The 18,118-nt window shown below is 65.0% G+C and carries 14 protein-coding genes and 2 pseudogenes; 14 read left to right on the forward strand and 2 right to left on the reverse strand.

Annotated features, from left to right (window positions below; translation table 11 throughout):
* The first annotated feature begins 170 nt into the window (after window positions 1-170).
* A complete protein-coding gene (locus OKW28_RS39855) occupies window positions 171-731 on the forward strand; it encodes a hypothetical protein (protein WP_429453584.1) in 561 nt (186 codons plus the stop codon).
* 54 nt (window positions 732-785) lie between these two features.
* On the forward strand, window positions 786-1,583 hold the full coding sequence (locus tag OKW28_RS39860; RefSeq protein ID WP_184060845.1) for an endonuclease/exonuclease/phosphatase family protein: 798 nt from the start codon (window positions 786-788) through the stop codon (window positions 1,581-1,583).
* Between the two features lie 46 nt (window positions 1,584-1,629).
* Here the strand turns inward: OKW28_RS39860 and OKW28_RS39865 are convergent, their stop codons facing one another.
* Window positions 1,630-2,634 (reverse strand): aldose 1-epimerase, encoded by a 1,005-nt coding sequence (locus OKW28_RS39865; RefSeq protein ID WP_429453585.1) that lies wholly within the window; start codon window positions 2,632-2,634, stop codon window positions 1,630-1,632.
* A gap of 339 nt (window positions 2,635-2,973) precedes the next feature.
* On the opposite strand from OKW28_RS39865, the gene OKW28_RS39870 reads away from it, so the two are divergent.
* The 4 genes and pseudogenes from OKW28_RS39870 to OKW28_RS39885 form a co-directional block, all read left to right on the forward strand.
* Window positions 2,974-4,026 carry a LacI family DNA-binding transcriptional regulator gene (locus OKW28_RS39870; protein ID WP_429453586.1) on the forward strand — a complete coding sequence of 351 codons (1,053 nt, stop codon included), beginning with the start codon at window positions 2,974-2,976 and terminating at the stop codon, window positions 4,024-4,026.
* Between the two features lie 176 nt (window positions 4,027-4,202).
* Window positions 4,203-5,222 (forward strand): ABC transporter substrate-binding protein, encoded by a 1,020-nt coding sequence (locus tag OKW28_RS39875; protein ID WP_429453589.1) that lies wholly within the window; start codon window positions 4,203-4,205, stop codon window positions 5,220-5,222.
* Window positions 5,223-5,549: 327 nt separating this feature from the next.
* A complete protein-coding gene (locus OKW28_RS39880) occupies window positions 5,550-6,350 on the forward strand; it encodes an ATP-binding cassette domain-containing protein (protein ID WP_429454609.1) in 801 nt (266 codons plus the stop codon).
* Window positions 6,292-6,624, forward strand: a pseudogene (locus OKW28_RS39885) (ABC transporter permease subunit); the annotation flags it as partial. The gene OKW28_RS39880 and the pseudogene OKW28_RS39885, both read left to right, overlap by 59 nt.
* 187 nt (window positions 6,625-6,811) lie before the next feature.
* Here OKW28_RS39885 and OKW28_RS39890 read toward each other — a convergent pair.
* Window positions 6,812-7,966 carry a hypothetical protein gene (locus OKW28_RS39890; RefSeq protein ID WP_429454611.1) on the reverse strand — a complete coding sequence of 385 codons (1,155 nt, stop codon included), beginning with the start codon at window positions 7,964-7,966 and terminating at the stop codon, window positions 6,812-6,814.
* 587 nt (window positions 7,967-8,553) lie between these two features.
* Between OKW28_RS39890 and OKW28_RS39895 the strand changes: the two genes are divergently transcribed.
* The 8 genes and pseudogenes from OKW28_RS39895 to OKW28_RS39930 all read left to right on the forward strand — a co-directional run bounded on the left by OKW28_RS39895 (window position 8,554) and on the right by OKW28_RS39930 (window position 18,113).
* The gene (locus tag OKW28_RS39895; protein WP_018419136.1) at window positions 8,554-9,324 is read left to right on the forward strand and encodes a ferredoxin--NADP reductase; all 771 of its coding nucleotides are present in this window, start codon (window positions 8,554-8,556) and stop codon (window positions 9,322-9,324) included.
* Between the two features lie 404 nt (window positions 9,325-9,728).
* A complete protein-coding gene (locus OKW28_RS39900; protein ID WP_429453591.1) occupies window positions 9,729-10,616 on the forward strand; it encodes a sensor histidine kinase in 888 nt (295 codons plus the stop codon).
* A 10-nt stretch (window positions 10,617-10,626) separates the two neighbouring features.
* Entirely contained in the window at window positions 10,627-11,283 is a 657-nt protein-coding gene (gene rqpR / locus OKW28_RS39905) for a response regulator transcription factor RqpR (protein WP_429453593.1), read from the forward strand.
* 174 nt (window positions 11,284-11,457) lie between these two features.
* Window positions 11,458-12,849 (forward strand): amino acid permease, encoded by a 1,392-nt coding sequence (locus OKW28_RS39910; RefSeq protein WP_429453595.1) that lies wholly within the window; start codon window positions 11,458-11,460, stop codon window positions 12,847-12,849.
* 473 nt (window positions 12,850-13,322) lie between these two features.
* Window positions 13,323-13,844 carry a (2Fe-2S)-binding protein gene (locus OKW28_RS39915; RefSeq protein ID WP_018419132.1) on the forward strand — a complete coding sequence of 174 codons (522 nt, stop codon included), beginning with the start codon at window positions 13,323-13,325 and terminating at the stop codon, window positions 13,842-13,844.
* A 10-nt stretch (window positions 13,845-13,854) separates the two neighbouring features.
* Window positions 13,855-16,237: pseudogene (locus OKW28_RS39920) on the forward strand (xanthine dehydrogenase family protein molybdopterin-binding subunit).
* 28 nt (window positions 16,238-16,265) lie between these two features.
* Window positions 16,266-17,063 (forward strand): FAD binding domain-containing protein, encoded by a 798-nt coding sequence (locus OKW28_RS39925; RefSeq protein ID WP_429453597.1) that lies wholly within the window; start codon window positions 16,266-16,268, stop codon window positions 17,061-17,063.
* 168 nt (window positions 17,064-17,231) lie between these two features.
* The gene (locus tag OKW28_RS39930) at window positions 17,232-18,113 is read left to right on the forward strand and encodes an AAA family ATPase (protein ID WP_429453599.1); all 882 of its coding nucleotides are present in this window, start codon (window positions 17,232-17,234) and stop codon (window positions 18,111-18,113) included.
* Window positions 18,114-18,118 lie beyond the last annotated feature (5 nt).

The raw sequence follows: 18,118 nt of genomic DNA on the forward strand, positions 1-18,118 counted from the left end.
GTGGCTCTGCTGCTAACGATCGCTGGCATCCCATCCTTATCTGGAATGGAGTGTTGCTGAACCGGCCCTCGTCGACCGTGTCAGAAATCGTTGCGGCCATCGGGGGTAAGATGGCTCTCTAATTGCTACGAGGCACCCACGCAAGCGACGCGTGAGCGGAGATCCTTTTTATGTGGAAAACCAGTATCCTGGCCATGCTGCTTGGCGCTTCGTTGCTCGCCCACGCGCAACAACGGCCAGCGCAGCAGGTCGTGCAATGGCAGCTGCAGGTGGTGAAAGATGGCCAGCAGATCGATTCGTTCGAAGGCACTACGACCGTCGGCCAGGCTCGCACGGATACGCATCACCAGGTCGTGCAACACGAGGTCGGCTGCAAGGATCAGCCCGCCGGCAGCATCGATCTGTCACGCACGATCACGGTGTCGACGCTGCGCGTCGATCCCGAGGGCGTGATGTTTTCGATCGACACGCAGGAAACGCTCGAGGACGACAATGCGCGGCGCACCGACATCGGCTGCAAGCTGCCGCCGCAGCCGCGCCAGGTGAGCGCGAGCCACCCGGGTCTCGTGGTGCCGCCGGATCAATGGGCGAGCTGGACGATCGTCGATCACAATCCGAACCTCGTGTACCGCGTGCATGCGAACGTCGTGAGCAACGGTGCGAACGGCAACGGCACGAACGGCGGCATGAGCGGCAATGGCGCCGCGACCGGCAGCAGCAATCCGAACTGACAGGAACCGCGCGCCTTACCGACGCGCTCAAACAGAACACGTGGATAACGCGGCATGCGAAACCCAGAAGAACTGATCCGCGAGAGCCTCGCGCCGAACGATTTCGTCGCGGTGAGCTGGAACCTGCACAAGGGCCGCACACCGCTCGGTTTTCAGGCCTGGCAGGCGATGCAGCGCTGGGTTCAATCGACCCACGCGGACGCATACTTCCTGCAGGAAGCGATGGCGCGGCGTATGCCGTCGCCGGTATTGGCGAGCAGTTTCGGCACGCCGATGGGCGATCCACTGACCGACGTATGGCACTGTCAGGCAACCGAAATCGCGCGCGCGCTCGAACTCGAAGTCGCGCTCGGCCCGAACGTGTTCAAGCCGTCATGGCGGCACGGCAATGCGATCCTGTCGCCGCATCCGCTCGATCTCGGCGGCCGCTGGGACATCTCCGCGCACCGCTTCGAAAAGCGCGGCCTGCTGGTCGCGCGTGCGACGTTCGGCGGACGACTCGTCACGTTGCTCTGTGCGCATCTCGCGCTGACGCGTCCGGCGCGGTTGCGGCAGATGGACTGGATCGCGCACTGGATCGCGAAGGAAGCCCCCGACGGTCCGCTCGTGCTGGCCGGCGATTTCAACGATTGGCGCAACGACTCGGTGCCGCTCTTTCGCGAGCATGGCTTGCAGGAAGTCGCGACGCTGCTCGGCGAACCCGCGCGCACGTTCCCGGCGTTCTCGCCGGCGCTGTCGCTCGACAAGATGTTCGTGCGCGACATGCAGCCGGTCGAATGGATCCAGCCGACGCAGGAGACCGCGTGGCTGTCGGATCATTTGCCGTATATGGCGAAGTTGCGGCTGGAGTGAGCGCTTCTGTTGGTTGAGCTTTCGCCAACGGAACGCGCGTCCCCCCTCACTCGCGATGCGGCGTCCAGCTCAACGCCGCTTCGATCTCCTCCCCCGGCTGCAATACGCAGCCACCGACGTGTTCTTGTGTACCAACCGCGTTGAAGCAATCGGTCGTATTCGTGACCGGTTCCACGCATAGTTGCGGATCGTTGGCCGGCGCGAACACGACCAGGTGATCGAACGGCGCGTCGGCACGCATCGTCAGATTGCGGCGCTCGTCGGGCCACGCGATCGTCGCCACGCGCGACCAGTTTGAAAAGTTGTTGTCGAGATCGAAAGCATCGGGCGACATGCCCGCGCGCAATGCGTCGACGGCCGGATGCGGGCCGAGATGCGTCGGCAGTACGTCGGTGTCCGCGTGCCACATGGCCTGAACGTCGGCATGGATGCACGTCGACGCGGTGCGCGGATAGTACGGATGATGGCCCATGCCGAACGGCATCGGCCGGCCGGCGAGATTCCGCGCGGACATCGTGACGTGGAGCGCGCCACCGCGCAACTCGATACGCTGCCGCGCGCGATAGCGAAACGGCCAGTCGCCAGTCACGCTCGCATCCGGTTCGTGCTCGAAGTGCAAGTCCACCGCGCTTTCGCTGCGCGCGCCGACGCGCCACGGATGCCGCCACGCGTTGCCATGCAGCGCGTGGGCGAAACGCGGGTCGTTGCCGGCGAGATCGATCGTCGCGCCGTCGAACGCGAAGCGCGCATCGCGAATCCGGTTGCAGTATGGGAACAGCGGAAAGCTCGCCATGCGTAGCGGATCGCGCGCTTCGAACGCTTCCGGCAGCGCCGGCCGCAGCCAGTGCAACGGACCTTCCGGCGTGACTTCGTAGAACGCCGCGAGCGCGCCGCCAACGTCCGGCGCGAGCACCGCTCGCAACGCACCGGCCGACAACGTGACGAGGCGCGCGGCGATCGCGGGATCGTCGAGCCATGAGCGTTGAGTCGCCGAACGAGTCACGGCATGTGCCTCGCGCGGCCGGGCAGGATTCAGGGAAACATCGCGCATGGTCAGACGAGGCGAAACCGCGAGCGGAAAGCGGCATCAACGTGCATTCATATCTCCTTTGACTGCCGCGCACCCCGCGGCCGGCGGACTACCTCGGTCCGCCCCGAGCGAGAATCGCACGACACCGCACCATTGGTCAATATTATTAGTAATAAATTCGTTAAAAAAGGGCCGGCGACGGATCGTAAGCTCCGCTCCCAGATGGCGGGTTAGCGCGCGTTGCCGCGCGCATATTATTAGTGGTACCGTCAGCTGCATGATGCCGCTGGCATTCCCCCGCTTCAGCGCCGCCTCGGCGCGGCCCGCACAATGAAAAAATCGACTCAACGCCGTCCCACCATGACCGACATCGCCAAGCTCACCGGCGTGTCGCAATCCACCGTTTCGCTCGTGCTCAACAACGCGGCCGGCGCGAAATTCTCCGATGCAACCCGCAACAGGGTGCTGAAGGCCGCGCACGACCTCGGCTACCGGCTGTCGTTGCGCGCGCCCGTAGCGGCATCGAGCGACGAGCGCAACCTGATCGTCTATCTGGCTGACGAAATCTCGACGAGCCCGCACCCGGTCGTCAACATCGACGGCGCGCGCGACGCCGCATACGCGAGCGGCAAGATGCTCGCGGTCTACTCGACGCACGGCAACGCCGACATCGAAAAACAGGTACTCGACACGGTCCTCACCAATCCGCACGTGTTCGGTGTGATCTACGCGACCGTCTACACGCGCAAGGTCGCGCCGCCGACCGCGCTGTCGCAGGTGCCGACCGTGCTGCTGAACTGCTATACCGGCGACAGCACGTTCTCGTCCGTGGTGCCGGCCGAAGTCGCGGGCGGCCATCTGGCGACCGAGTACCTGCTGCTGGCCGGCCACCGGCGCATCGGCTACATCAACGGCGAGCCGTGGCAGGACGCCGCGAAAGACCGCCTGAAGGGCTACCGCACCGCGCTCGCGACCGCCGATCTGCCTTTCGCGGCCGAACTCGTGCGCGACGGCGACTGGAGCTCGGGCCTCGGCTTCGAACTGACGCTGTCGCTGATGCGCGAGGCCAATCCGCCCACCGCGATCTTCTGCGCCAACGACCTGACCGCGATCGGCGCGATCGAGGCGCTCAAGCAGCTCGGCCTGCGCGTGCCCGAGGACGTGTCGGTGCTCGGCTACGACGACCAGGAAATCGCGCGCCACACGCATCCGCCGCTGTCGACGGTGGTGCTGCCCAACTACGAACTCGGCCGCTGGGCCGTCGAAACGTTGCTGCAGGAAGAGCACAACCGCGCAGCCGGCGCGCCGGTGCGCCATCGCACGGTCAAGCTCGACGGACCGCTGGTGGAACGCACCTCGGTCAGGGTAATTACCGAGGCAAAACCGGCGACAGTTAATATTATTAGTGATTGACCGATAATAACTGTGAGTGAAATAATCGGCACGTCGGGTCGGAAAGACAGCGCGCCGGTGGGCCATAGCCAATCGCGCGCTCGCCGGCGAACCAACGTCGGCCCCCCCGGCTGGACAGAGGCAATCCCGAGCAGCACGAAAAACAAATAAACCGTCACCGGTTACTGGAGGAAGACATGGCGTCGCTCAATACGCAGTCGCGCATGCACGCGCGCAAGCAGCAGATTCGTCCGCTGGCAGCTTCGTTGCTGGCTCTGGCAATCGGTGTCGGCGCGGCGGACGCGCACGCGGACGACGCATTGCCGAAGTTGCCGACCAAGACCCCGCTGAAGGTCGGCTTCGCGCAGACCGAAAGCAACAACCCGTGGCATCTCGCGGAAACCCGGAGCTTCAAGGACATCGCCGCGAAATGCGGCTGGCAGATCGTGATGACCGACGCCAACGGCTCCAACTCCAAACAGGTCTCCGACATTCAAAGCATGATCGCCCAGCACGTCGATCTGCTGGTGTTCCCGCCGCGTGAAGAGAAGCCGCTCGCGCCGGTCGTGCTGCAGGCGAAGAAGGCCGGCATTCCCGTGATCCTCGTCGACCGCGACGTCGACCAATCGGTGGCGAAGGCTGGCCGCGACTACATCACGTTCATCGGCTCGGACTTCATCGATCAGGGTCACCGCGCCGCCGACTGGCTCGTCAAGGCGACGGGCGGCAAGGCGAAGATCATCGAGCTCGAAGGCACGACGGGTGCGTCGGCCGCGAACGATCGCAAGAAGGGTTTCGACGAAGTCATCGCGAAGAACCCCGGCATGACGATCATCGCGTCGCAAAGCGGCGACTTTGCGCGCGACACCGGCCGCAAGGTGATGGAAACACTGTTGCAGGCGCATCCCGACGTGACCGCCGTGTACGCGCACAACGACGAAATGGCGCTCGGCGCGATTGCCGCGATCAAGGCGGCCGGCAAGCAGCCGGGCAAGGACATTCAGATCGTCACGATCGACGGCACCAAGGGCGGCATGGACGCGATCGCGGCCGGCGAACTCGGCGCGAGCGTGCAGTCGAGCCCGTTCTTCGGCCCGCTCGCCTGCGACGTCGCGCAGCGCTATGCGAAGGGTGAAAAGATCCCGACCTGGATCAAGGTGTCCGACCGCTTCTACGACAAGGAAAACGTGCAGCAGAACATGCAGTACGGCTACTGATCGCAATTATCGGGAAGCGCCCCGGGCGCATCATTTTCCCGGGGACTCCCTTCGGCGTTGTAGCAGCAAGTCACCCGCCTTCCATGAATGTCTCCTCGTCGGGCGGGTGGTGGGCAGGCTTCGAAGCGACGCGCCCGTGACCGACGGACCGTCGCTTCGCTTTTATGCGGGCGTAGCATGGGCCGGGCGCGCTGGCGCGACGGACCCCGCGTCGCCAGCAACAGCGCAGTCGGCAATCTCGACAGCATCCGCATCAGGAGAACGCCCGTGACGGAATCTGGCAAAGAGACGCCACACTCCCCCCTTACCCGTTCGCCGCTGCTCGAGATGCAGGACATTGGCATCAGCTTCGGCGGCGTGCCCGCGTTGCGCGGCGCGAATCTGAGCGTCGCCGCGGGCGAAGTGCACGCGCTGATCGGCCAGAACGGCGCCGGCAAATCGACGCTGATCAAGATCCTGACCGGCGCCTATCGGCGCGGCTCGGGCAGCGTGCGCTTCGAAGGCCGCGAGGTCGATTTCCGCACGCCCAAGCAGGCGCGCGAAGCGGGCATCAGCACGATCTACCAGGAGATCAACCTGGTGCCGTTCCGCTCGGTAGCGGAAAACATCTTTCTCGGCCGCGAGCCGCGCCGCTTCGGTCTGATCGACTGGCGCACGGTGCAGCAGCGCGCAGCCGCGTTGCTCGATTCGTTCGGTTTGCAGATCGACGTGAAAAAGCCGGTCGGTCGTTACTCGACCGCGATCCAGCAAATGGTGGCGCTTGCGCGCGCGGTGTCGTCGGACGCGAAGATGGTGATCATGGACGAATCGACGTCGTCGCTCGACGAGCGCGAAGTCGAACTGCTGTTCACCGTCGTGCGCAAGCTGCGCGACGACGGCCGCGCGGTGATTTTCGTCTCGCACCGGCTCGACGAGCTGTACGCGCTGTGCGATCGCGTGACCGTGATGCGCGACGGCCAGACGGTCGTGCAAAGCACGATGGCCGAGATGGACAAGCTGCAGCTCGTCACGACGATGCTCGGCCGCTCGCTCGCCGCCGTCGTGCAAGACGACACGGCCGCGCGCGAAGCTGCTCGCCGGCATGGCGGGCGTGATTCTCGCCGCGCAGTTCGGCGCTGGGCAGCCTAACGAAGGCGTCGGTTGGGAGCTGTTCGCGATTTCGGCGGTCGTGCTTGGCGGCACGCTGCTGACCGGCGGCGAGGGTTCCGTCGCGATGACGATTGCCGGCGTGCTGCTGCTCGGGCTCGTGTTCAATCTGCTGAACTTCGAGAACGGGCTCGGGTTCATCAGTCTGTCCGCGTACTGGCAATCGGTGATTCGCGGCGTGTTCCTGCTACTCGTGATCGTGCTGCAGGCGCGCGTGTTGAAACAGCGCGGAAAAAGGCGGGTGCCGGCGGTGTGAACAAGCGGCACCCGCGAATTGGCGTCATCAATTCCATCGGACAGAATTTCCTTACTTGACCGAGGCTTGCCGCTACAATCTCCGCCCCCGACCCATCTCTGTGTACCGATAGACTCGCCGCGAAACCGTGTGACCGTGACGCGTCCCCGACGCGTCACGACGTCCCCGATCGTCGTCCCCGGTTTCCTTATTGACTGTCGGTGCGCAACGTCCAGACGGTCGCCGTATTCGTGGCGTCGTCCACCGCGGTGAACTGCAAGTGGCGCTTGCTACCGAGGCCGAATGCGAGGCCGAACGCGGAGCCCGGCGCAGGGTCGACCGACATTTGAGCGACGAATTGTCCGTCGACGGTGAACTCGACGATTTCGCTGGGATGTTTCGGGTCGGGGTTGACCGCGTCGCCGTTTGCGGTCACGAGATGCCCGTTGGGTGCGAGCGCCAGCGCAAGCGGACCGTGCAGGTGCTTGTTGTCCTGATAGATCATCCGGCCGATGCCGCCATCGTGTTTCGCGCCCGCAGCGCCGTAAATGGCGAACACCGCGTTGTCACCGGTCGAGGCGACGTAAAGCACGTCATGCGATGGGTCGTAAGCCAAGCCTGTCGGGCCGATCACGAGTGCCGCCGGGTCGGTGCGGTGCATGTAGCCTGACGCGATGATGGTCGAGCTTGGCAGCATCTGAACGCCATCCTCGCCGATGGCAAGATCGATCCGCGCGACCTTTCCGTTCAACACGTCCGAGACGAAGACCCGGACGAATCGCCCCCCGTCGATCACGGTGAGATCCCAGGGGCCATCCAGCAGGTTGGGATCTTTCAGCTCCTTGACGAGCCCGCCCTGAGGATTGATGACGAGCAGCGAGCCCGGCGCGACGACGTTCTTGCCATCCGTGGTTGGCACATTGCCCACCAGCACGAAGCCGCTTCTCAGCACGGCGAGCGCCGTCGTGAGACCGAGATTGCTTCCCTGGAAGAACGTCACCGGATCGCTGTTGGACACGAGCTTGACGATCGTCGTACCGGTCCCCTGCAGATTCGACTTCGCATTGAAATTCGACACCACCACATCGCCGGGTTTGAGCGTGCTCCAGGACGGCACGCCGGCCGGCACGAACGCCATGCCGTACGGATTGACATCGCCGTTGGCCGGAACGGTCGATGAGATCACCGACTGCGGCGGCAAAATCGCCTCCTGCGCCTCGGCCCCGACCGTCCCCAACGCTAAAACCAGCAGACCGGCTCGACACAGCGCGCGACGCACGCGGCGCGATGCGCGTGCCCGTATAACCAACCCGTCGAAGCCAGTGTATGAACCGGATGCAGATATCGCACGAGAAGCTTCCATTTGACACCTCCTACTCGCATGGGCGGCCGCAGCCGCCAGGACGAGTCGCGCAGCCACCGCACTGCCTGGCTTCGCGCGACTCGCGTCCTGCGTAAACGAGGCAACGTCGGGCGTATTCCCCAAAAAGTCGCGGCGCGCAAACGATAGTAGAAAGCGAGGCGATCTCGATGGCGCCGGCAGGGTTCCGCCCCATTTGCCAGTTTTATCAGCAGGGTCAATCCGCAGCGCACGCCGCCTTTCGGTATCATCTTGAAAATGTTGCCCTTGCGGCGCGTCGCTTTCGCGCCTGCCGGGCAACCAATGGCAGCCGCCCTTCGCGGCGTTCGCGGAATCGCCGTACCCCGCTGAAGCACGGCCGCACTCACGCCAACGTACTTCGCGGCGCCAGCAAGCCGGTGCCGCCGCTTCCCGGTTTGGCAACCCGCTTTACCACGCTCGACCGCCGCGCCGCGGCCCCGCCCCGGCGGGCACGGTAAAATGACGGATTGCGCGGGAGTCCCGACCACGGGTCAGCGCAGCATCGCCCCTTGCCATGCCGGCCGGCTCAGACGACTGGCCGCCTTTGTTTTCGCACTATCCAAGAAGCCATGAGCAACCTGAATTCACAAACCGTCCTGAGCGTCCATCACTGGACCGATACGCTTTTCAGCTTCACCTGCACGCGCGATCCGTCGTTCCGTTTCGAAAACGGCCAGTTCACGATGGTCGGCCTGCAGGTCGAGGGCAAGCCGCTGCTGCGCGCATACAGCCTCGCCAGTGCGAACTACGAAGAACATCTCGAATTCCTCAGCATCAAGGTGCAGGACGGCCCGCTCACATCGCGTCTGCAGCACCTGAAGGTCGGCGACGAAGTGCTGATCGGCAAGAAGCCGGTCGGCACGCTGGTGGCCGACAACCTGCTGCCGGGCAAGACGCTGTGGCTGTTGTCCACCGGCACGGGCCTCGCGCCGTTCATGTCGATCATCAAGGATCCGGACATTTACGACCGCTACGAGCGCGTGGTCCTCACGCATACCTGCCGTTTCGTCGACGAACTCGCGTACAAGGAATACATCACCGAGCACCTGCCGGCGCATGAACACCTCGGCGAGTTCGTACAGGAAAAGCTGCTGTACTACCCGACCGTCACGCGCGAAGCGTTCCAGAACCGCGGCCGCATCACCGAGCTGATCGAAACCGAAAAGCTGTTCGCCGACCTCGGCGTGCCGGGTTTCTCGCTCGAGGACGACCGCGTCATGCTGTGCGGAAGCCCGCACATGCTGCGCGACACGCGCAAGCTGCTCGAAGACGCGGGCTTCAAGGAAGGCAGCAACAACGAGCCGGGCCATTACGTGGTCGAAAAGGCCTTCGTCGGCTAAGCCGGCCGGCATTCTTCTTCGCGGCCCGCGCGCCGCGAATTCCAAAAAAGGAGCCTCCGGGCTCCTTTTTTGTTGCTCCGTTACAAATTGGAGCCCGTTGCCTCACCTTCGCTGTCAGAATTCCTCTGACAGCACGAGTCCGCGGCAAACATCATGTAATCTCTGAAGACTCTGCGCTAAGCCTTGGCGCGACTGCTTTTTTAATCTTTTTGAGATATCATCGCGCCGCGCGATCAGACGAATTCATGCACCGATCGTCGTCCGCCCGAGTTGTTACTGAATGTAAATTTCGTTACGTTGGGCCATCGTGTTTCGTCCGACGCGAAACCTCGTGATTCGCAGGCTTTGATTCCGTCTGCGCGTGCCCGCTTCGCCGTCCACTCCGCTTCCTGAGGGGGAAATTCATGGATACGTCGACTGCCGTCCCGTTCAACGCTGCGCTGGCTTCGTCCGCGCAGCGTGATGGCTTCGACATGCCATCGCTCGCCGCGCGCGAGATCGAGCGGCTGCGCGCGCGGGTACGCGAGCTGTCGGCCGAATTGGTCGACGCGCAGGAAAGCGTGCGCCGTCACGTCGCGCGCGAGCTGCACGACGGCGTCGGCGCCGAGCTGACTGCGACGCGCTTCGCGCTCGCCGGCATCGAAACCTGGCTGCCCGCCGACGCGCCGCCGCAATGCGCGGCCGCGCTCGCGGTCGCGAATCGTTCGCTCGACGCCGTGCAGGCGGCAAATCGCGACGCCATCGCGCAACTGCACGCGCCGTCGTTCGAGACAGGCCTCGCCGGCGCGCTGGAGTGCTGGGCCCGCGACTTCTCCATGCGCACCGGCTTGCGCACCACCTTCACCTGCAGCGTCGACGCGCGGCTCGCGCGCCTGCCCGCCGATGCCGCGCTCGGCGTGTTCCGCGTCGCGCAGGAAGCGCTGAACAACGTCGCGAAACACGCGCGCGCGACCTGCGCCGACCTGCGCGTCGAAACCGGTGCGCGTCATCTGAGGCTCCTCGTCAGCGACGATGGCATCGGCCTGCCGCGCGGCGCGCGCGAACGCGGTGGCCAGAAAAAAACGGGCGGTCATTTCGGCCTCGCCGGCATGCAGGCGCGCTGCGCCGCATTCGACGGCACGCTGCGAATCAGCGCGAGGCGCACGAGCGTCGGTCGTGGCGAGGACAGCGGCACTGGCAGCAACGGCGCCATCACCCCGCGCGGCACCCTGATCCAGGCCCGCTTCGCGTGGCACGCGCTGCTCGCGGCCGCCCCAACGCCGCGCGCCGCCCGGCGCGCGCTGCAATCGTGAGCCCGGGACCATGAGCCTGCGCATCCTGATCGTCGAAGATCACGCGGTGGTCCGCCAGGGCGTTCGCCAGCTGCTGCTCGATCGCGGCGTCGCGAGCGAGGTCGCCGAGGCGCAAACCGGCTCCGAAGCGCTCGACCTGGTCGTCCACCAGAGCTTCGACGTCGTGCTGCTCGACATTTCGCTGCCCGACATGAATGGCGTCGAGGTGCTCAAGCGTCTGAAGCGCAAGGCGCCGCGCGTCGCGGTGCTGATGTTCTCGATGTACCGCGAGGACCAGTACGCGGTGCGCGCGCTCAAAGCCGGCGCGTCCGGCTATCTGTCGAAGACGGTCGATGCCGCGCAGATGATCGGCGCGATCCAGCAGGTCGCGGCGGGCCGCAAGTACGTGAGCCCCGAGATGGCCGAGGCGCTCGCCGACTACGTGTCGTTCGACGGCGAGCAGTTGCCGCACGAAAAGCTGTCCGATCGGGAGTACCAGACGCTGTGCATGCTCGCGTCAGGCAAACGTCTCACCGATATCGCGGCCGCGCTGTCGCTGTCGGTGAAGACGGTCAGCGTGTACCGCACGCGGCTGCTCGACAAGATGAAGCTGCGCAACAACGCCGAGCTGACCTTCTATGTAATGAGCAACCGCCTCGTCGATCTGAATCCCGCGATGGCGGGCTAGCCCAGCCGGCGCCGCAAGACCATCTCGAAATCACCTCCTGGCGGGAGTTTCCACCCATCGCCTTGGGCCCAGAAGGCGCCGCGCGAACCAGCCCGGCGGCACGCATCCGCTAGAATTGCGGGTTTTCCCGACATTCGGCGCGCAACACGCGTGCACCACTGGAGACCCACGCCAATGTCCCTGTTTCGCAAAAAGAGCGTCGAGCACATGCTTGCGGCGAGGGCTCAGACCGCCGGCCTGAAAAAGGCGCTGGGCGCGCTCGACCTGACTTTCCTCGGCGTCGGCGCCATCATCGGCACCGGCATCTTCGTGCTGACCGGCACGGGCGCCTTACAGGCCGGTCCCGCGCTGATGATCTCGTTCTTGATCGCGGCGATCGCCTGCGGCTTCGCCGCGCTCGCCTACGCTGAATTCGCATCGACGATTCCGGTCGCCGGTTCGATCTACACGTACTCGTATGCGACGCTCGGCGAGCTGGCCGCGTGGATCATCGGCTGGGACCTGATGCTCGAGTACGGGCTCGCGACCTCGGCGGTGTCGGTCGGCTGGTCCGGCTATCTGCAGTCGTTGCTGTCGGGCTTCGGCGTATCGCTGCCGATGGCGCTGACCGCAGCCCCCGGCGCCGTGCCCGGACACGAAACGCTGTTCAACCTGCCCGCCTTCCTCGTGATGATGGCGATCACCACGCTGCTGTCGCTCGGCGTGCGCGAATCCGCGCGAATCAACAACATCATGGTTGCGATCAAGGTCGTCGTCGTGCTGCTCGTGATCGGTGTCGGCGTGTTTCACGTCACGCCGGCCAACTGGCACCCGTTCATGCCTCGCGGCTGGAGCGGCGTGTTCGGCGCGGCCGCGGTGATGTTCTTCGCGTTCATCGGCTTCGACTCGGTGTCGTCGGCGGCCGAAGAAGTGAAGAATCCGAAGCGCGACCTTCCGATCGGCATCATCGCGTCGCTCGGCGTGTGCGCGGTGCTGTATGTGGCCGTGGCCGCGGTCGTCACCGGCATCGTGCCGTCCGGGAAGTTCATGGGCATTTCGCACCCGGTGTCGTACGCGCTGCAACTCGCGGGGCAGAACTGGGTCGCCGGCTTCATCGACCTCGGCGCCGTGCTCGGCATGCTGACCGTGATTCTCGTGATGGCCTACGGTCAGACGCGGGTGATCTTCGCGATGTCGCGCGACGGCCTGCTGCCCGCGAAACTGTCGAAAGTGCATCCGCGTTTCGCGACCCCGTTCTTCACGACGTGGCTCGTCGGCATCTTCTTCGGCCTGATCGGCGCGCTGGTGCCGCTCAATGTGTTGGCTGAGCTGATCAATATCGGCACGCTCGCGGCGTTCTCGATGGTGTCGATCGCGGTGCTCGTGCTGCGCAAGACACACCCAGAGCTGCCGCGCGCGTTCCGTTGCCCTGGCGTGCCGGTCGTGCCGGTGCTCGCGGTCGCATCGTGCCTGTTCCTGATGCTGAACCTGCAAGGCATCACGTGGGGCGCGTTCGTGATCTGGCTGCTGATCGGCATGGTCATCTATTTCGGCTACTCGCGCCGTCATTCGAAACTGGCAAGGTAAAGCGCCGTCTCGATGAAGCCACGCCAATGAGCTGAATGCACGCGAGCGTGGCCTCGCTTTCCGCTGATCTATCGATGCGCCCCGTCATGCTCCGCAGACGGGGCGCTTGTCTTTGCGGCGTCCCATTCCGTGGCCGCCGTCTTCTCGTCGTGCGCTCGCGCGCGCCGAACACACTTCCCCTCATAGCGCGCCTGCGCGATTTGTGCTTTACTTTTCGGCAGATTTGTAAAACCCGTAGTACCCTCACCCTCATCGGATCTGGCGAATCGAAGTCAGCACGCAGTCGAAGCAAAGCAGGGGCATAACAATCACAGGTCCGGTCTCACCCACAGCAACTATCTTGCATGGGATCGTGGTCTGCGCCGAGGCAGGGATCGATACGCCAACGCGCTCGCTCCGATCGACCGCGATAAACGCATGGGACCGCAGTAAGCGCTGAAGCGCTAACTGCGGTCGACAAAGGAGACAGCTTCATGGCGATCAGCATCAGTCTGACGGTCAATGGCGCGCCCGTGAGCGCCTCAGTCGACCCTGGCACCCTGCTTGTCCAGTTCCTGCGCGATCAACTCCGTCTTACCGGCACCCATGTCGGCTGCGACACGGCGCAATGCGGCGCCTGCACCGTGCATCTGAACGGCCGCGCAATCAAGTCCTGCAACATCCTCGCCGCGCAAGCCGATGGCGCCGAGGTCACGACCATCGAAGGGCTCGCGCACAACGGCGCGCTGCATCCGATGCAGGCCGCGTTCAAACACTGTCACGGTCTGCAATGCGGCTTCTGCACGCCGGGCATGGTGATGAACGCGGTGTCGCTGGTGCAGCGTCAACCCGATCTGACGGGCGACGAGGTGCGCGAGCAGCTCGACGGCAATCTGTGCCGCTGCACGGGCTATCACAACATCGTCAAGGCCGTGCTCGAAGGCGCCGCGGGTATGAAGTCCGCCGCATCGAGCGCATCTGCCGGCGCGAATGCCGCCGGCGCAACCGCTGCCTGAGGAGACGACGATGAACGCACCCGATACACAGAGCCTGATCGGCGCCGCCGTCGAACGCAAGGAAGACTATCGCTTCCTGACCGGCAAAGGCCAGTACACCGACGACATCGTGCTGCCGCAGCAAACCTACGCGGTGTTCCTGCGCTCACCGCACGCGCACGCGAAGATCAGAAGCATCGACACGAGCGCGGCCAAACAGTCGCCGGGCGTGATCGCGATCTTCACCGGCGCGGATCTCGCCGCCGACAACGTCGGCGGACTGCCGTGCGGCTGGCTGATCCATAGCACCGACGGCAAGCCGATGAACGAGCCGCCGCATCCGGTGATCGCGCATACGAAAGCACGGCACGTGGGAGATCAGGTCGCGCTCGTGATCGCTGAATCGATCAAGATGGCGAAAGATGCGGCCGAACTGATCGAAGTCGATTACGAAGAACTGCCGGCCGTCGTCGATACCGCGCATGCGGCCGACCCGGGTCAAGCGGCCGTGCACGACGAAGTGCCCGACAACGTCTGCTACAACTGGGGCCACGGCGACAAGGCCGCGACCGACGCCGCGTTCGCGAAAGCCGCGCACGTAACCACGCTCGATATCGTCAACAACCGCCTCGTGCCGAACGCGATCGAACCGCGCGCGGTCAACGCGAACTTTTCGGCGCAGGACGACAGCTACACGCTGTACGTCGCGAATCAGAACCCGCACGTCGAGCGGCTGCTGATGGCCGCGTTCGTGCTGTCGCTGCCGGAATCGAAGCTGCGCGTGATCGCGCCGGACGTCGGCGGCGGCTTCGGCTCGAAGATCTTTCTATACGCCGAAGACGTCGCGCTCACCTGGGCGTCGAAGAAGATCGGCAGGCCGGTCAAATGGACCGCCGAGCGCTCCGAGGCCTTCCTCTCCGACGCGCACGGCCGCGATCACGTGACGAAAGCCGAGCTTGCGATGGACGCCGACGGCAAGTTCCTCGCCATGCGCGTGCATACGATCGCCAACATGGGCGCGTATCTGTCGACGTTCGCGTCGAGCGTGCCGACGATCCTGTACGCGACGCTGCTCGCCGGGCAATACGCAACGCCCGCGATCTACGCCGAAGTGAAGGCGGTCTTCACCAACACCGTTCCCGTCGATGCGTATCGCGGCGCGGGCCGGCCGGAAGCGACGTTCGTCGTCGAGCGTCTGGTGGAAGCCGCGGCGCGCGAGATGAAACTCGACCCCGCGGAGATCCGCCGCCGCAATTTCATCACGCAATTCCCGTACGCGACGCCGGTCGGCCTCACCTACGACACCGGCGACTACAACGCGATCCTGTCGCGCGCGCTCACGCTCGCGGACGTCGAGGGCTTCGCCGCACGCCGGCAGGAATCCGAAAAGAACGGCAAGCGCCGCGGCCTCGGCTACTCGTGCTACATCGAGGCATGCGGTCTCGCGCCGTCGAACATCGCGGGCGCGCTCGGCGCGCGCGCGGGCCTGTTCGAAGTCGGCCAGATTCGCGTACATCCGACCGGTTCGGTGACCGTGTTCACGGGCTCGCACAGTCACGGCCAGGGGCATGAGACGACCTTCGCGCAGGTGGTCGCGGACCGCCTCGGCATTCCGCTCGAAAGCGTCGAGATCGTGCACGGCGACACCGGCCGCATCGCGTTCGGCATGGGCACGTATGGTTCGCGTTCGATCGCGGTCGGCGGCTCGGCCATCTCGAAGGCGCTCGACAAGATCGAAGCAAAGGCGAAGAAGATCGCCGCGCATCTGCTCGAAGCGTCGGCTGAAGACATCGAGTTCAAGAACGGTGTGTTCCGCGTCGCGGGCACCGACCGCACCAAGGCGTTCGCGGAGATCTCGCTCGCCGCGTACGTGCCGCACAACTATCCGCTCGACGTGCTCGAACCGGGGCTCGAAGAAAGCGCGTTCTACGATCCGACCAACTTCACGTATCCGTCGGGCGCGTATATCTGCGAGATCGAAGTCGATCCGGACACCGGCGTCTCCCGCATCCAGCAGTTCACCGCGGTCGACGATTTTGGCAACGTGATCAATCCGATGATCGTCGAAGGTCAGGTGCATGGCGGGCTCGGGCAAGGCATCGGTCAGGCGATGCTCGAGCGCTGCGTGTACGACAACGACAGCGGCCAGTTGCTGTCCGGCTCTTACATGGACTACGCGATGCCGCATGCGTCCGACCTGCCCGACTTCACGGTCGAAACGTCGAAGGGCACGCCGTGCACGCACAATCCGCTCGGCGTCAAAGGCTGCGGCGAAGCGGGCGCGATCGGCTCACCGCCGGCCGTGATCAACGCGATCATCGACGCGCTCCGCGCCGCTTGGCGTGACCAATCTGCAAATGCCGGCCACGCCGCATCGCGTCTGGTCCGCGATTCAAGCCGCGAAGCAAGCCTGACCCAACGATCCTGAGCGGAGCATTCGACATGTATTCATTCGAGTATCAACGCGCGACGGATCCGCAAGCGGCCGCCGCAGCCCTCACCGCCGACAGCGACGCGAAGTTCCTCGCCGGCGGCCAGAGCCTTCTGCCGACGATGCGCCTGCGTCTCGCGCAGCCATCGCAACTGATCGACGTGACGCGCATTCCCGCGCTCAGGACGATCACCGTCGATGCCAGCACGGTGACGATCGGCGCAGCCGTCTGTCACGCGGACGTCGCCGAACACGCGGACTTGCGGCGCGTGTTGCCCGCGCTCGCGGAGCTGGCCGCGAATATCGGCGATCGCCAGGTGCGCGCGCTCGGCACGATCGGCGGCTCGCTCGCGAACAACGACCCGGCCGCGTGCTACCCGGCGGCGGCGATGGGCCTCGATGCGACGATCGTCACGGACCGGCGGCGCATCGCTTCGGGCGATTTCTTCGTCGGCATGTACGAGACCTCGCTCGCGCCCGACGAGCTGATCGTCGCCGTCGAGTTTCCGGTGCCCGAGCGTGCCGCATACGAGAAATTCCGCAATCCGGCCTCGCACTTTGCGCTGGTCGGCGTGTTCGTCGCGAAGGTCGCGAGCGGCGTGCGCGTCGCGGTAACGGGGGCGGCGTCATCGGTGTTTCGCGTGGCCGAGCTCGAAAACGCGCTGTCGACGAACTTCACGCCCGAGGCGGCACGTGCAGTGAGCGTGTCGCCCGACGAGCTGAACGACGACATGCACGCGAGCGCCGCGTATCGCGCGCATCTGATTCCGGTGCTCGCCGCGCGCGCGGTCACAAAGGCAAGTGCCTAGCGATCCTCGCCAGGCGCCCCGGCTTGCCGCGCCTTCACCACGGCGCGCGCAAGCCGGCTTCGTTCACTTCGCGAGCCGGCGCGACAGTTCGACGCCGGGCTCGCGGCCATTGCGTTCTTCACTCGCGCCACGCTTTGCCATGGCCTGTCGCGCAGATTCAGGATCACCATGCAGCCGGCTTCGATCGACGACACCCTCGCCCAACTCGCCGCCCAACGCTATTTCGCGAGCCGCGAGCTCGCGACCGCACTGTATCTCGCGCTGCGCATGGAGCGGCCGTTGTTCGTGGAAGGCGAGCCGGGTGTCGGCAAAACCGAGCTCGCGAAAGCGGCGGCGGGCATGCTCGGCACCACGTTGCTGCGGCTGCAATGCTATGAAGGCCTCGACACCGCGAGCGCGCTTTACGAATGGGACTACCCGCGCCAGATCATGGCGCTGCGGCTTGCCGAAGCGAGCGGCGAGCGCCCCGACAACGACACGCTATATCGTGGCGAATTCCTGCTGAAGCGTCCGCTTCTGCAGGCGTTGATGCCCGACGAAAACCATCCCGGCGCGCGGCGCGTGCTGCTGATCGATGAAATCGACCGCGCCGACGAACCGTTCGAGGCATTCCTGCTCGAACTCCTGTCCGACTTCCAGGTATCCATTCCCGAATACGGCACCGTGCGCGCGACGCAGCCGCCGCTCGTCATCATGACGTCGAACCGCACGCGCGAAGTGCACGACGCGTTGAAGCGCCGCTGTCTGTATCAATGGATCGGCTATCCGGACCGCGATCGCGAACTGGAGATCGTCGCCGCGCGCGCGCCGCAAACGTCGGCGCAATTGCAGCGGCGCGCGGTCGACTTCGTGCATGGGCTACGCGGCATGGATCTGTTCAAGGCGCCCGGCATCGCCGAGACGATCGACTGGTGCCGCGCGCTCGAAGCGCTGTCGGTTACGGAGCTCGATCCGCAATCGGTGCAGAACACGCTCGGCGTGCTGCTCAAGTATCAGGACGATCTCGCGCGTGTGGATGCCGCGCAGATCGCGCAGTGTCTGTCCGGGTGAGGTCG

This window comes from Paraburkholderia sp. 40, assembly GCF_050434105.1.
GTDB classification, from domain to species: Bacteria; Pseudomonadota; Gammaproteobacteria; order Burkholderiales; family Burkholderiaceae; genus Paraburkholderia; species Paraburkholderia tuberum.

Bases quoted from the DNA above. Each gene is read 5' to 3' on its own strand.
- OKW28_RS39870 (WP_429453586.1), top strand. From the start codon at position 2,974: ATGACCGACATCGCCAAGCTCACCGGCGTGTCGCAATCCACCGTTTCG.
- OKW28_RS39855 (WP_429453584.1), top strand. From the start codon at position 171: ATGTGGAAAACCAGTATCCTGGCCATGCTGCTTGGCGCTTCGTTGCTC.
- OKW28_RS39890 (WP_429454611.1), bottom strand. From the start codon at position 7,966: ATGGAAGCTTCTCGTGCGATATCTGCATCCGGTTCATACACTGGCTTC.
- OKW28_RS39925 (WP_429453597.1), top strand. From the start codon at position 16,266: ATGTATTCATTCGAGTATCAACGCGCGACGGATCCGCAAGCGGCCGCC.
- OKW28_RS39900 (WP_429453591.1), top strand. From the start codon at position 9,729: ATGGATACGTCGACTGCCGTCCCGTTCAACGCTGCGCTGGCTTCGTCC.
- OKW28_RS39880 (WP_429454609.1), top strand. From the start codon at position 5,550: ATGCAGGACATTGGCATCAGCTTCGGCGGCGTGCCCGCGTTGCGCGGC.
- OKW28_RS39915 (WP_018419132.1), top strand. From the start codon at position 13,323: ATGGCGATCAGCATCAGTCTGACGGTCAATGGCGCGCCCGTGAGCGCC.
- OKW28_RS39910 (WP_429453595.1), top strand. From the start codon at position 11,458: ATGTCCCTGTTTCGCAAAAAGAGCGTCGAGCACATGCTTGCGGCGAGG.
- rqpR (WP_429453593.1), top strand. From the start codon at position 10,627: ATGAGCCTGCGCATCCTGATCGTCGAAGATCACGCGGTGGTCCGCCAG.
- OKW28_RS39875 (WP_429453589.1), top strand. From the start codon at position 4,203: ATGGCGTCGCTCAATACGCAGTCGCGCATGCACGCGCGCAAGCAGCAG.
- OKW28_RS39930 (WP_429453599.1), top strand. From the start codon at position 17,232: ATGCAGCCGGCTTCGATCGACGACACCCTCGCCCAACTCGCCGCCCAA.
- OKW28_RS39865 (WP_429453585.1), bottom strand. From the start codon at position 2,634: ATGCGCGATGTTTCCCTGAATCCTGCCCGGCCGCGCGAGGCACATGCC.
- OKW28_RS39860 (WP_184060845.1), top strand. From the start codon at position 786: ATGCGAAACCCAGAAGAACTGATCCGCGAGAGCCTCGCGCCGAACGAT.
- OKW28_RS39895 (WP_018419136.1), top strand. From the start codon at position 8,554: ATGAGCAACCTGAATTCACAAACCGTCCTGAGCGTCCATCACTGGACC.